This window comes from Cutibacterium sp. KB22876, assembly GCF_059728865.1.
Genome location: NZ_AP040858.1, coordinates 1,573,062 through 1,586,830, shown reverse-complemented (window position 1 = coordinate 1,586,830; position 13,769 = coordinate 1,573,062). Strand labels below are relative to the sequence as shown.

10 protein-coding genes and 1 pseudogene are annotated in these 13,769 nt (G+C 64.6%); 3 read left to right on the top strand and 8 right to left on the bottom strand.

The genetic code is table 11. The features are described from left to right. Positions 1-75: 75 nt before the first annotated feature. Positions 76-342, top strand: coding sequence for a 30S ribosomal protein S20 (rpsT, locus tag AC6I1W_RS07190; RefSeq protein ID WP_004811708.1), 267 nt, complete (start codon positions 76-78; stop codon positions 340-342). 186 nt (positions 343-528) lie between these two features. Here the strand turns inward: rpsT and holA are convergent, their stop codons facing one another. The 5 genes from holA to leuS all read right to left on the bottom strand — a co-directional run bounded on the left by holA (position 529) and on the right by leuS (position 9,232). Then, positions 529-1,527 carry a DNA polymerase III subunit delta gene (gene holA, locus AC6I1W_RS07185; RefSeq protein WP_179856522.1) on the bottom strand — a complete coding sequence of 333 codons (999 nt, stop codon included), beginning with the start codon at positions 1,525-1,527 and terminating at the stop codon, positions 529-531. Between the two features lie 32 nt (positions 1,528-1,559). Further along, the gene (locus AC6I1W_RS07180; RefSeq protein WP_474063897.1) at positions 1,560-3,308 is read right to left on the bottom strand and encodes a DEAD/DEAH box helicase; all 1,749 of its coding nucleotides are present in this window, start codon (positions 3,306-3,308) and stop codon (positions 1,560-1,562) included. 113 nt (positions 3,309-3,421) lie between these two features. Further along, the gene (locus AC6I1W_RS07175; RefSeq protein ID WP_493536879.1) at positions 3,422-5,704 is read right to left on the bottom strand and encodes a ComEC/Rec2 family competence protein; all 2,283 of its coding nucleotides are present in this window, start codon (positions 5,702-5,704) and stop codon (positions 3,422-3,424) included. A 40-nt stretch (positions 5,705-5,744) separates the two neighbouring features. Next, entirely contained in the window at positions 5,745-6,599 is an 855-nt protein-coding gene (locus AC6I1W_RS07170; RefSeq protein WP_065672589.1) for a helix-hairpin-helix domain-containing protein, read from the bottom strand. A gap of 152 nt (positions 6,600-6,751) precedes the next feature. Further along, the gene (leuS, locus tag AC6I1W_RS07165; RefSeq protein ID WP_065672588.1) at positions 6,752-9,232 is read right to left on the bottom strand and encodes a leucine--tRNA ligase; all 2,481 of its coding nucleotides are present in this window, start codon (positions 9,230-9,232) and stop codon (positions 6,752-6,754) included. Between the two features lie 142 nt (positions 9,233-9,374). Between leuS and AC6I1W_RS07160 the strand changes: the two genes are divergently transcribed. Then, positions 9,375-10,202, top strand: a complete 828-nt coding sequence (locus AC6I1W_RS07160; protein ID WP_270235853.1) for a VIT1/CCC1 transporter family protein — start codon at positions 9,375-9,377, stop codon at positions 10,200-10,202. 19 nt (positions 10,203-10,221) lie between these two features. On the opposite strand, the gene AC6I1W_RS07155 is transcribed toward AC6I1W_RS07160, so the two are convergent. Both AC6I1W_RS07155 and AC6I1W_RS07150 read right to left on the bottom strand, forming a co-directional pair. Further along, positions 10,222-11,226 carry a DUF4192 domain-containing protein gene (locus AC6I1W_RS07155; RefSeq protein ID WP_065673982.1) on the bottom strand — a complete coding sequence of 335 codons (1,005 nt, stop codon included), beginning with the start codon at positions 11,224-11,226 and terminating at the stop codon, positions 10,222-10,224. Positions 11,227-11,397: 171 nt separating this feature from the next. Continuing rightward, positions 11,398-11,688, bottom strand: a pseudogene (locus tag AC6I1W_RS07150) (hypothetical protein); the annotation flags it as partial. Here AC6I1W_RS07150 and AC6I1W_RS07145 point away from each other — a divergent pair. Continuing rightward, entirely contained in the window at positions 11,681-11,923 is a 243-nt protein-coding gene (locus tag AC6I1W_RS07145) for a hypothetical protein (RefSeq protein ID WP_036976547.1), read from the top strand. The pseudogene AC6I1W_RS07150 and the gene AC6I1W_RS07145 overlap by 8 nt on opposite strands. Before the next feature lie 109 nt (positions 11,924-12,032). Here AC6I1W_RS07145 and AC6I1W_RS07140 read toward each other — a convergent pair whose 3' ends face one another. Next, positions 12,033-13,739 (bottom strand): NAD-dependent malic enzyme, encoded by a 1,707-nt coding sequence (locus tag AC6I1W_RS07140; protein ID WP_065673981.1) that lies wholly within the window; start codon positions 13,737-13,739, stop codon positions 12,033-12,035. Between the last annotated feature and the right edge of the window lie 30 nt (positions 13,740-13,769).

Sequence of the window (13,769 nt, the reverse complement as noted above, 5' to 3'; positions counted from 1 at the left end):
TGATTTGGTAACATGACCTGTCGCGCCTGTTTGGCGCTTTCCACGTACACCGATCAAGGAATCAGAGGCTGCCCAGTGCCGAACATCAAGTCGCAGATGAAGCGCGTGAAGACCAACGAGAAGTCGCGCCAGCGCAACAAGGCCGTCAAGTCCGCCCTGCGCACCTACGTGCGCAACTTCCGTCGCGCCGCTGAGGCCGGAGACGTCGAGGTCGCCACCAAGGCTGCCAAGATCGCCAACCGTCAGCTCGACAAGGCCGTGTCGAAGGGCGTCATCCACAAGAACCAGGCCGCCAACCGCAAGTCGGCCATCTCCAAGAAGCTCAACTCTCTGGCAGCCTGAGTCTTCCTCTCCCCCTCAGGGGATGCACAGAGCGCCTCGACCCACTGGGTGGTCGAGGCGCTTGACGTGCCTGTCGTGGAACATGTCAAGACGCTACCGCCAATCATGCGGCCCGGCCAACCCAGGAACTCCATCGGACCTGACACTCTTCAGAGCCTTGGTAAGGATACGGCCCGGGGCTCTGGTTCAGGATTGTCGGGCCCTCTCGACGTCGATGAGCATCGACTCCAGGGCGTAATCGGCGTCAACTGCGGCACCCTTGACGGCGGCGTCGCAGGTACTGACGAGCCGAATTGCCTTGGCCGCTCCAGCCTTGCTCCAGGACCGAGCCTGCTTGTTGAGGGCCTTGAGTTTCCAGGGCGAGACGCCGATCGCCTGAGCCAGCTGTTTGTCCCCCATCCGCTGGCTGCGCATGTCCAGGAACAGTCCCAGGGATCGTAGACCGCGAGCCATCGCGGCCGTCACCGCTGCTGGCTGAACCCCGGTCGACAACCCCCAGCGCAAGGTTTCCAGGGCATCGGGAAGCCGTCCTTCCAGGCTGGCGTCGGCAACATTGAATGCCGAGATCTCCGCCCTGCCACCGAAATAAGTCTTGACGGTCTCGGCCCCGATCCGGCCATCCGGTGAATCGCTGGCCAGCTGGTCGATGGCCGCGGCCAAAGTGCGAAGATCGTTGCCAAGGGCTTGGTGCAAGGCGTCGTAGGCGTCATGATCCATGTCGAGATGGGCTCGACGAGCCTCCTTGGCGATGAAGTCAGGGATGGCCCAAGGCTTGGGGGGTTCCACCTTCACCGTCTCGATCTTCGCCTTGGAGAGCTTGGTCAAGAGCCCCTTTCCCTTCATCCCACCGGGATGGACGAGGACGAGGCACAGGTCGTCCGAGGGTTGTGACGCCGTGGTGACGACCAGGTCGAAGAGGTCCTTGTCGAGATCAGCGATGGAATCGACGACGACGATCGTCGCCTCGCTGAACAGGGACCCTCCGGTGGCTTCCACGAACCGGCCCGCGTCGACCTCGCGGCCCTCCAACTCAACCAGTTCAGCCTCTGGGACCTCCTGTCGGGCGGCTTTCACCCGAGCATCGACGGCCCTGTCCGACAACAGGGTCTCCGACCCCTGGACCAACAATGCTGTGCCGTAGACCGAACTCACTCTCCCAAGGATGCCAGAGGATGCCGTCAGGATCGCGTCAGGTGGTGTTCTGTCTCGTCAGAGGATCAGTGAGAGTGCAGCCACTCCAACCGGGTGCGAAGCAGATCCATCGGCGCTGACTCATTCTTGGGGCCCGGCACCTCTCGGTAGAGCTGCCCCCAGCCCGCCTGCGGGGTGAGGTCGTGATGGTGGGAGTAGTCGAGCAGGGCTCGATGAATCTCTCGGCGCATTTCGCGCGGGTCACTGATGGTGTCATACACCGAGCCACCACGGCGCTGCAGGGCGACGAGGTTGTCACGTCGGGCCTGCCTCTCCTCCGCTGCCTTCGACGCCTTGGAGGCACGGCGAGCCGAGGCGACGCGCCGGGCCTGCTCGGCGCGGATCTTCTCGTCACGGGCCAGCAGAGCGCGCTCCTGCTCAGGACTCAAGAGGCCGTCGAGGGCGAAGAGTCCGCCATCGGATGGGAGGGGAGCGTAGGTGTCGATGACCTCGCCGAGGATGGCATCAGAGGCGACGGCCTGCCAGGTCCCGGCATCAGGGTCAGGCTCGGAGCGTTCCCGGGTGTCGAACTCCTCGATGAGGTCCGGCTCCTCGGGCGGCCCGATGACGTGGTCGCGAGTCTCCTCCATCTCGGAGGCCATGTCGAGCAGACGTCCCACTACTGGCAAGAAGACCGTGGCACGCTCGCGACGATTGCGCGCACGAACCACACGCCCCACCATCTGTGCGAAGAACAGCGGGGTCGAGGCCGTCGTCGAGTAGATCAGCACGGCGGCGTCGGGAACGTCGACCCCCTCGGTGATGAGGCGCACACAGACCGCGCAGATCTTGTCCGGGTCGTCACGGTAGGCGGTGAGTTTCTTGGCCGAGGCCGCATCCTCGGACAGGATCACCGAGGGCTCATTGCCCGTGACCTCTCGCCAGACCTCCGCGTATTCCTTGGCCACCTTCTGATTCGAGGCCGGGATGAGCACCTTGGCGTGCGGGATCGTCCCGGAATCGCGCAGCTGGTTCACCCGCGCCCATGCCGCGGCCATGACATGGGCGATCCACTCCCCGTCTGAGTCCAAGGCGGTACGCCAGGCCATTTCCTCGTTGGCCTTGGTGAGTTCGGAGTCACCGAGAATGGCGGTGTGGGTCTCCCCCAGCGCGTCGGTCCAGGTGGATCGTCCGGTATAGGTGGCGAAGGTGACGGGACGCACGACCCCGTCACGCAGCGCGTCACCGTAGCCATAGGTGTAGTCGGCCACCGACTCGAAGGCGCCGTCGCCGACTTCCTCGTAGCGGACGTGGGCGATCCTGGCCTCGTCGGAACGGAACGGGGTTCCGGTGACACCGAGGCGTCGCACCGCGCCCGAGAAGGCCTCGATGACGCCAGATCCCCAGCTCATGACGTCGCCGGCGTGGTGGATCTCGTCGAAGATGACGAGGGTGCGCATGTTGGTAGACCGGGCTGCGTGGAGGGTTGGTTTCTGGGCGACCTGGGCGTAGGTGACGACGCAGCCGTGGCAGTCGGGCGGAAGCGCCTCAGCATTCGTGGTGTCGCGCAGGTCAAAGCCGAGTCCGCGGGCCGCACCTATCCACTGGGTGCGCAGATGGTCGGTCGGGCAGACGACGATGACACGGTTGATGACGTGGTCCTGCCACAGGTGAGCCGCGACGGCCAGGGTGAACGTCGTCTTGCCGGCGCCAGGGGTAGCGCACACCAGCCAGTCACGTGGGCTGGAAGCCAGGTACGAATCCAGCGCCTCCCGCTGCCATGTGCGCAACCGCATCGGCATGCGAGGCCCTTTGGTCGTGAACCGTGACGCCACCTGCTCTCCTTCCCGTGAGGGCTCACCTCAGGTGAACCGACCGCTCAGATTAGCGCGCTCGTCCGACACCTCCACATCGACGAATCTCCCTGCGACGCGGAACACGGGATCAGTCATGATCGCGTCTGCACCAGGACGGTCCCACCACTGCGCGCCAGCAGAACCGTACTTTCCTCGTCAGTGCGGTGAACCTGCATCCCCATCTTCTTGGCCAGGGAAATAGCCTTGTGAGTGGGATGTCCGAAAGGGTTGGCCTTACCTGCCGAAATCACCGCGACGCTAGCCCCTGTCGCGGCCCAGAAGTCGTCGTCCTGATGAGCAGATCCGTGATGGGGAACCACGAGGACGTCACTCGACAGATCAGCGTGATCTGCCAGGACGTGGCGCTGCTCACCGAGCTCGGCATCTCCTGGAAGGAGAACTCGTAGCCCCTCGACCGTGGCCTTGACGATGACGGAGGAATTGTTCTCAACGGCAGGTTCCTCCTCCGATTCGTCAGCGTCGACCAGGTGGATTCCGCCGAAAAGCGTGAGACTCGCCGTACCAACCGTCATGACCTGGCCCGGGTGTGCGACGAGAACCTGTGCTCCCATCTGGGTGGCGACCTGCGTCACCCGCTTGGCTGCCCATTCCGGAGACGCCAGTTGGGAGACGACGACAGTCGTCGTCGGCCCATGATCACGAATGACGTCCAACCCGTCGATGTGGTCGCCGTGGTAGTGACTGAGAACCACCATGGGCACCTGGTTGACGTCTAGATCATCGAGGCACCGGCCCAGCCTGTCAGGATCAGGACCAGTGTCGACGACGACTGCGGCACGAGGGCCAGCGCGCACCAACGCAGCACTTCCCTGCCCGACGTCGCAGATGGCCACCTGCCACGCCCCCGGCCAGCCAGGGACAGGAGGGCGGACGACAGTGGCCGCAACCACCGCGACGCCTGCCACCACCGTCAACCATGGCCGTGCCAGGACAGCAGGTGTGATCAAGGCCAGGCCCAGACACAACCCACCGAGGACGACGAGGGCCGTCCCTCCCGCTGGCCAGGTCAACAGGCCAGCCGGAGCCTTGGCTCCCAGGTGCGCGATCCAGATGATCGGCTGGACACACCATCCCGCCAGGCGTCCCAACGGCACGGCCAGCGGTGGCCAGATGAAGGCCACGAGTCCAGCCGTCATTCCCAGGGCCGAGGCGAGCGGAACGAAGGGAGCTGCGGCCAGGTTGGCGACCAGACCGGTGGTGGAGACCGTCCCTGCCATCCAGGTGACGACTGGCTGGGTCGCAAGCTGGGCGGCCCATGGCACGGTGACGGCCGCTGCCAACCAGGTTGGCGCCCACGCCATCGCGGTCGTCCAGGGTCGGGCCCACCACAAAATCCCTGCCGTGGCGCAGGCGGACAGCCAGAATCCCACTGATCGCACCAGCCACGGATCGACGAGCATGAGTCCGGTCACCGCGACCGCCAAGGTCCGTACTCCCCCGCGACGATCGAAGGACACCCCGGTCGCCGACATGGCGACGGCTCCCATGGCAGCTGCACGCACCACGGATGCCTCTGCTCGACACACCGCGATGAAACCGACGACCCCGATCACCGAGAGCACGCGTAACCCGCGCCTCTTCATGCCGCACCACGCTCCGATCCACCACAGCAAAGCGGTCGTGGACGCCAGGTTGGCTCCTGAGACGGCCATGAGGTGGGTCAATGCAGTGACGCGGAAGTCCTCCGACATCTCCTCCGACACCGCCGCGGTATCCCCAACGACCAAGGACGGTACGATGGCCCGCTGACCATCAGGGCACCCTGCCACCGCCCTCACCAAGCCGGCGCGAAAGCGATTGACGGCACGGTCTAGCGGACCGGCGGGAGCGACAACCTTGGGCGGTGAGCGCAGCTTCATGACAGCCGCTTCCGAGCGTCCCTCCCGTGGCGGGGTCAGCAGCCCACGCACCTCGATCTGTTCCCCGACGGACAGCTTCGCGGCTGCGGCCGATCTGGGCCCAGTTGCCATGACGACGACCTGTGTCGACTGCCTGATGGCCCGGTCCTCGGTGGCGACGCGACTGACAGCGAGGGTGATCATGACCATCGGTCCTCCTGACCCGTTGCCGTCAAAGGTCCGTGGCTCCACGGTCACTCGACCTGTCACGGTCGCCATGGCCCCTTCGTCAGCCAGCTCCGCCACTCCCATGCCATGGACGATGTGGTCGCGCATTCCGGAGGTGACAAGGACGCTGAGACCCACGAGGGCCGTGACGACCACGAGCCATCCCTTGCGCCGTGCTGCGATCATGCTCGCGAGAAGCCATCCCGCAGCAGCGACGAGGATGAGCCGAGGCCGACCACTGATCCCCAGTGCAGCCGCCACACACGCCGTCACGGCGACCGGAACCATGCGGACGTCAGGTGTGACGGCCTGCTCGCCATGGCCATGCTCAGACCGTGGCATGAGGTCTGATCTTCTCGAAGGTCTTGGGACCGACCCCTGAGATTTCGCGCAACTGATCGACCGAGGTGAAGCGGCCATGTTCCTGCCGCCACGCCACGATCCGACCGGCCATGACCGGCCCCACCCCATCGATCGACTCGAGCTCACCCTGGCTCGCGGTGTTGAGATTGATCGGAGCGCCAGCCGCGGACGGCCCGCCGGCGGCCCCACCAGTCTCACTCGGTCCGGTTCTCTGAGTCGCTGTGACGCTGCCAGTCTGACCAGGCGGGGCCACCATTCCGTCCCCACGAGCTGGAATCCATATCTGGCAGCCATCACAGACCGGAGCGGCAAGGTTGAGGCGTCCCGGGTGAGCTCCTGACGCCATGCCTCCAGCTGCTTCGACGGCGTCAGCAACCCTCGCGTCGCCAGGCACCGTGTAGACCCCGGGATGCCTCACCCGCCCCGCCACGTGCACCTGGACACTCTGATTCTCGGTGGGAGCTGGTGAGGGGCTCAACACTGCCGCTGGAGCAGACGCAGATCCCTCAGGCGTCTCCGCATCGCTGCTGGCCGCGCCCGGCAGAGTCGCACCTTCTGGCACCGTCGAGACGACCACTGCCCCAGCGGGTACCTCGGCGGGTTTGGATCTCAGCAAGACGACGGCCACCACCGACAGCACCAGGACGAGCAGGATGCCCACGGCCGAGGCGTGGACACGGGTCACTGACCGTGTCGGCCTTGGGGCGTCATCCTCTGCCGGTTCCTCCGCCGCGGGGGTGGCAGAGCGTCTGGGCCCCATACTTCGGGCAGGCAGCCGCGCCATGAGGTCCTCAAGACGTTCTCGGTACTCATCGCTCATACCGTCAGTTGTCGTCGAAGGACCTGGAATCCGCCACCTTTTTCAAATCTGTGGACAACGCAACGCGGCGGCGAGTCTGTTTTCCACAGACTCGCCGCCGCGTCGTCGGGGTATCAGCTCATGACTGGCATGATCACGAGGATTTCAGGGGGTCACTTCGCGACGATGGAAATCATCTTCGGCAGACGGGCAATGACCTTGACGATCTCCTTGCCCTCGGTGAACCGCTGGACGTTGGAGTCAGCCAGGGCCAGCTCACGGGCCTGCTCCTCGGTGATGTCAGGGCTCACCTGGATCTTGGCACGAACCTTGCCCGTCACCTGGACGACCATGGTCACCTCCTCGGCGACCAGCAGCTTCTCGTCAGCGGTCGGCCACTGAGAGTTGGCGACGGACGGCTCGAGGCCGAGCATCTCCCACATCTCCTCGGCCAGATACGGGGCCACCAGGGAGAGCGCCTGGGCGGTGAAGGTGACGGCCTCGCGCACCGCCGGGTCGACCGGGCCACAACCCGAGTCAATGGCCTTGCGGGTGGCATTGACGAGCTCCATGATGCGCGCCACGACGACGTTGTACCGGCCGCCGTCGAGCAGCTCGGTGATGTCGGCGATGCTGCGGTGAGTCACACGGCGCAGGCCGACGTCGCCATTGGTCACGTCGACGTCGGGGTCGCTGGTGACCTCGGAAGCCACCCGCCAGGCACGCTGCAGGAACTTCAGGATCGAAGCTGGGGAGACGTCCGCCCAGTCGATGTCCTCGTCCGGCGGACCGGCGAAGATGACGGTGGTCCGCACCGCGTCGACGCCGAACTCGTCGATCTGCTTGCCGAGATCAACACCGTTGCCCAGCGACTTCGACATTGCCCGACCCTCATTGATGACCTGGCCCTGGTTCATGAGCCGCTGGAAGGGCTCGGTGAAGTCGAGCATGCCGAGGTCGTGCAACACCTTGGTGAAGAACCGCGAGTACAGCAAGTGCATGGTGGCGTGCTCGACGCCGCCGATGTACTGGGCGACCGGCATCCAACGACGCACGGCGTCGGTGTCGAACGGCCCCTGGTCGAAGTGCGGGGAGCAGTAACGCATGAAGTACCAGGACGAGTCCACGAAGGTGTCCATAGTGTCAGTGTCACGCTGGGCGTCCTCGCCACACCTGGGACAGGAGACCTCTCGCCACTCGCGAGCCTCCTCACCGGCAAGCGGTGACTTGCCCTTGGGAGCCAGCTCGGCCCCGCGCAGATCGGGCAGCTTGACCGGCAGCTGGTCATCGGGGACAGGGACGTCGCCACAGGTGTCGCAGTGAATGATCGGGATCGGACATCCCCAGAAGCGCTGACGGCTCAGCAGCCAGTCGCGCAGACGGTAGGTGATCGTCGGCTCGCCGATGCCCTTGTCCCCGAGGAACTCGCACATCTTCTCGATGGCCTCAGTCTTGGTGGTGATGCCATCGAGGAATCCGGAGTTCTGGTATGCGCCGTCACCGGTGGTGGCGATGCCGGACTCGCGCGGATCGGCCTCGCCGGTGTCGATGACAGGGATGACGTCGATGCCGTACTTGCGGGCGAAGTCGAGGTCACGCTGATCGTGGGCCGGCACGGCCATGACGGCACCGGTGCCGTAGTCAGCCAGCACATAGTCGCCAGCCCACACTGGAATCTTGGCCCCGTTGACGGGATTGGTCGCCTCGACACCGAGAGGCACACCGGTCTTCTCGTACTCGGTGGACTGACGCTCGATCTCGGACTTCTTCTTGACCTCACCAAGGTAGGTCTCGAAGTCGGGACGGGCTTCGTCGGAGACGATCTCCTGGGCCAAGGCGGAGTCGGGAGCGACGACCATGAAGGTCGCTCCATAGAGGGTGTCGGCGCGAGTGGTGAAGACCCGCACCGGCTCCTCACGACCGTCGATGGTGAAGTCGACGTAGGCCCCCTCGGAACGTCCGATCCAGTTGCGCTGCATCGACAGCACGCGATCGGGCCACTTGCCCTCGATCTGACCCATGTCGTCGAGCAGACGCTGGGCGTAGTCGGTGATGCGGAAGTACCACTGGTTGAGCTGACGCTTGGTGACGACGGCGCCGCAGCGCTCGCAGCAGCCGTCCTTGACCTGCTCGTTGGCGAGCACGGTCTGGTCATTGGGGCACCAGTTGGCCCAGGAATCCTTGCGGTAGGCCAGCCCCTTCTCGAAGAAGCGATTGAACAGCCACTGGGTCCAGCGGTAGTACTCCTCGTCGGATGTGTGCAGCCTCATCGACCAGTCGAAGGAGACGGCATAACGCTTGAATGAGGCTGCCTGAGTGTCGATGTTGTTGTAGGTCCACTCGGCGGGGTGGGTGCCGTGCTTGATGGCGGCGTTCTCGGCCGGCAGACCGAAGGAGTCCCAACCGACCGGGTGCAGGACGTCGAACCCGCGCAGTCGCCAGTAGCGCGCGAGCACATCGCCGATGGCGAATGCCTCGGCATGACCCATGTGGAGGTCACCGGAGGGGTATGCAAACATGTCGAGGACGTAGCGGCGCTCCTTGGAACCGTCGTCAAGGGCTGCGAAGGTGCGGTTCTCCTCCCAGTACCTGGACCACTTCTCCTGGGCTGCGGCTGCGTCGTAGCCCGTCGTCTCGCGCACCTGGTCGCTCACGTCACACCTCTCGGATCCACTACGGGTCTCACCGACCCGCGACACATACGGACCAGAGTTTAGCGAAGCTGCCCCACACCTACCGTCAGGATTCCCTGTCCTTCCTTGTGAACACTCGTTGAACACGAGCACAGTTGGTGTCATGAGCACCACGGCCCACCGCGCGAACAGGTCAGTCGGGAAGACCGAACCGGCCTCCGTTCCGGCCATGTCCGCCCTGGCCCCCGCCGACGACGCAACGTCGGCCGACTCCCCCGCCCCAGCCCGCAAGCCTCACGAGGCCGACAAGGGCATGGGAAGCCTCAACTCCAAACTCAACTGGCTGCGTGCCGCGGTGCTCGGAGCCAACGACGGCATCATCTCGACGGCAGGCATCGTCATGGGTGTCGCCGGCGCCACCATCGATCGCTCCTCCCTCCTCATCGCCGGCTTGGCTGGGCTTGTCGCCGGTGCCCTGTCCATGGCCGGCGGCGAGTATGTCTCCGTGAGCTCACAGCGCGACATCGAGAAGGCCGTCATGGCCAAGGAGGCCGCTGAGCTGCGTGACTTCCCTGACGAGGAGCTCGAGGAACTCGCCGGGATCTACGCCGAGAAGGGCCTGTCCGAGCAGACTGCTCGTCAGGTTGCCCGAGAGCTCACCGATCACGATCCGCTGCGAGCCCACGCCGAGGCCGAACTGGGTATCGACCCTGACGAGTACACCAACCCTTGGCACGCGGCCTTCGCCTCGATGGCTGCCTTCACCGTCGGCGCCTTGGTCCCGTTGCTCGCCATGGTGTGTTCCCCGACGGCAACCCGCGTCTACATCACCATCGCCGCCACGATGATCGGCCTGTTCCTCACCGGTCTGGGGTCAGCCATCGCCAGCGGCAGTGGCAAGGCCCACCCCATCGCCCGCAACATCATCGTGGGCATCTGTTCCATGACGATCACCTATGTCATCGGTCACCTCGTCGGTATGCAGGTCTGACTGTCGTCGCCGCTGTGACTTATTCGCCCACCTGCTCCGCCGGGAGTGGGTGGGCGATCAACGTTGGGTCGCGATCCATGATCTCCCATAGCTTGGGCGGCACGAAGGCGTCGACGATGACCATCAAGGCTTGTGGCAGGTCCGCAGCCCCCACCATGGATTGGCATCGGTGGGCGCACACTGACGCCACCGCCCCGTCTCCATTCAGCCACCCGGCCAGCCCGCAGAGGGCCAGCGGGGCCGGGGCCAACCGATCAGGGATCATTCCGACGGCTTGGCTCCAGACCGTCAGCCATCTCGACGCGTGCTCCCGTTCCATCGTCATCCACAAGGTGCGTGCCACCTCCGGACGCTGGACGGCAACGGCCATCTCAACGGCGGCGGCATCATCAATCGGTGAACCGGACCTCACGAGGGCACGGCATCTGGCAGCGACGACGTCGTCACCGCGGCGAGAGAGTCGTCGTCGCGCATTGGTGATGAGTCGACGAGTACCTGGGTCACAGGTTCTTCCGGGCCCGGACAGCTGATCGACCAGGTTGGTGCGGCTCGGCAGAACGGTGAGCCCCCGATAGACCGCCTCGGCAGCAATCTCCGGGGCGGGAATGTACGGGTGATTCTCCCCGCAGCTCCGTTCATCGCCGAAGATACTGCTCCAGCTCTCACCATCTGTCCAGGCAGCGTCACTAATGTTCATGCCTTCCATCGCCCGGATGGCCAACGCCAAGGCAGCCATGCCACGGTCTTGGTCCTCGGTGAAGGCCAGGATCACCGTCCGTCCTTGCCCTGCCAACGAGACGACTCGGGATGCGAAGGCGTCCATGGCCAGGGTCAGTTCGACGTCGTCGAGATCGACCCGGGCGACGAAACCTTGGCAGGTCGCGCCATCGTCAGCGACGATGAGGAGCAGGCTCTCGCTGGGTTGGAAGCCGAGCAGGTAGGGCGCCAGGGTTATCGCCTCGTCGACGGTCCTGACAGTCAGTGGATCACGGTCATCGGTGGTGGACGAATGCAGTGTTGTCATACCTTCAGTTGTCGTCCCGACCCCGTGAAATCCGCCAAGCAATTGGGGACCTGTGGACAACTCCCGGCAGCGTCATCTCGTCTCAACGCCAACCTGTGGACAGCACCGACGACCACCAACCACGTAAAGTGGAGCCACCATGAGCCAACCGCCTGACATCAGCCAGTATCAGCCGCCGAAACGCCACCGCGGCTGGATCGCAGCCATCATCGCGGTGGCCGTCATCATCGCCCTTGTTCTGGTGGCTCGCCGGGTCACCAGCGAACCTGATCTCCCCCAGTCCCCCATCCCAACTCCGGTGGCGACGCCGTCATCGGCGACCACGCCGACACCGATTCCGGCGTCAGTGACGGCTGTGGCCTCCTCGGTGCCGTTCTCGTCCAAGGACGACTCGAGCGAGGGAACATGGTCGATCGACGACGTCAGTTGGGGTCCCGGAAGTGTCACCCTCACGGTGACCATCGAGGTCACCAGGGGATCCCTGAGCGACTACACCTTCTTCATTATGGAGAACGAGTCGACTAACATCCACGAGGCCAGCCTGCCGCCCACCGGAACCCTCGGCGACACCATCTCCCCGGGACATAAGGTGCACGGCACGGTCACCATTGACTGTCCGCGCGCTGACGCCACCGTCATGTTCACTCATGGATCGGGGATGTCCTCCCCCATCTCAGCTCTGACGATCAAGGCGTGACTCGCCACCTCTGATGCCCATCTGAGATGACATGGGGTCCGGCACGATGCCGGACCCCATGTCATCAGCTCAGTCCCGTCACTTCACTGTCATCAGTCTGCATCGTCGCTCAGATGACCTCGACGCGTGGGTACCGCGGCTGCCACATCGCCGAGAACACCTTCTCAACCGGGGTATCGGTGGCCTCGGTCGCCACACCTTCCTCCATCGCCTGTTGGGCAACGGCAATGGCCACCGACGCCGACAGCGGTCTCAGGGTCTTGATGGACGGCAGCAGCGAGGCTCCCATCACCCGGTTGTCGACGTGCATGGCGACCGCCTCGGCAGCAGCCGCGATCATGCCCTTGGTGACGCGGGACGCCCGCACTGCGATGGCTCCCAAACCGATGCCCGGGAAGACCAGGGCGTTGTTGGCCTGAGCGATCTGATACGTCACACCGTTGACCATGACCGGCTTGAACGGCGAACCGGTGGCCACCAGGGCGCGTCCTTCAGTCCACTTGAGAATGTCGGAAGGCAGTGCCTCGGCCTTACGGGTCGGGTTCGACAGCGGCATGATCACCGGACGATCACAGTGGGCCGACATCGTTTTGACGATCTCCTCGGTGAAGGCCCCCGTCTGGGCGGAGCAACCGATGAGGATCGTCGGATGGACGTTACGCACGACGTCACTCAACGTGTACTGGTCGGGGGCGTCAGTGGTCCACCCTTCCAGCTCCTCCTTGCTGCGAGCGAAGGGCTGCTGGAAGTCACGCAGCCGCAGACCGTCCCGCAGCAGACCCCGGGATCCCAATCCCCAGAAGTGGGAACGCGCAGTTTCCTCGTCCAGGCCCTGGCTGACCATGAGCTGTACCAGGAGATTCGCGATGCCGGTGCCAGCTGAACCAGCGCCGTGAATGACGATACGGTGCTTGCTCAGCGGGGTGCCGGACGCCTTGACGGCACTCAACACGGCGGCGACGACCACGGCCGCGGTGCCCTGGATGTCGTCGTTGAAGGTGCAGTAGTCGTCCCGGTACTTGTTGAGGATTCGGGTGGCGTTACCGGCCGCGAAGTCCTCCCAGTGCAGCAGGGCGTGCGGGAACATCCGGTGGGCCGTCTCGACGTACTGTTGGACGAAGGCGTCATAGCGTTCTCCGCGCACACGAGGGTGACGCACACCGAGGTAGCCGTCGTCATTGAGGCGTTCCATGTTGTCGGTGCCGACGTCGAGGATGACGGGTAGGACACGGTGCGGGTGGATTCCGGCTGCCGCGGTGTACACCGCCAGTTTCCCGACGGTGATCGCCACGCCACCGACACCCTGGTCACCGATGCCAAGGATGCCCTCTGCATCGGTGGCCACGATGAGGTCGACATCGTCAGGGCCATGGCCCAACTGCCCCAGGGCCTGCTCCATGTCCTCCGGGTCGTCAATGGACAGGTAAATACCGCGCGGACGGTCGTACCAGTGGTTGTATTCCTCAATCGCCTTGCCGATCGTCGGGGTGTAGACGATGGGCAGCATCTCCTCGATGTGCTCGGCGATGAGGCGGAAGTACAGCACCTCATTACGGTCGTGCATGTGGTTGAGGTACAGGTACTTCGCCAGGTCGTCCGGCTGCGCCGAGTACTGGGCGTAAACCCGCTTGAGCTGGTCGGTGATCGTCATGACTCCCGACGGCAACAGGCCCGTGAGACCAAGGGTCTTGCGCTCCTCGAGGGTGAAAGCCGTGCCTCGGTTGGCCAGGGGGTTCGTCAACACCTCCTGGCCGCGAGCCGCAATCTTGAGAAGTTCTCCGTCACTGTCCTGTGCATACTGAAAAGGAACTGACATACCCCCTAGCCTAGAAGGTCGTCAGCACAA

Excerpts from the sequence above, each read along its gene's own strand:
- AC6I1W_RS07155 (WP_065673982.1), bottom strand. The coding sequence starts at position 11,226 with ATGACAACACTGCATTCGTCCACCACCGATGACCGTGATCCACTGACT.
- AC6I1W_RS07160 (WP_270235853.1), top strand. The coding sequence starts at position 9,375 with ATGAGCACCACGGCCCACCGCGCGAACAGGTCAGTCGGGAAGACCGAA.
- AC6I1W_RS07140 (WP_065673981.1), bottom strand. The coding sequence starts at position 13,739 with ATGTCAGTTCCTTTTCAGTATGCACAGGACAGTGACGGAGAACTTCTC.
- AC6I1W_RS07170 (WP_065672589.1), bottom strand. The coding sequence starts at position 6,599 with ATGAGCGATGAGTACCGAGAACGTCTTGAGGACCTCATGGCGCGGCTG.
- AC6I1W_RS07175 (WP_493536879.1), bottom strand. The coding sequence starts at position 5,704 with ATGGTTCCGGTCGCCGTGACGGCGTGTGTGGCGGCTGCACTGGGGATC.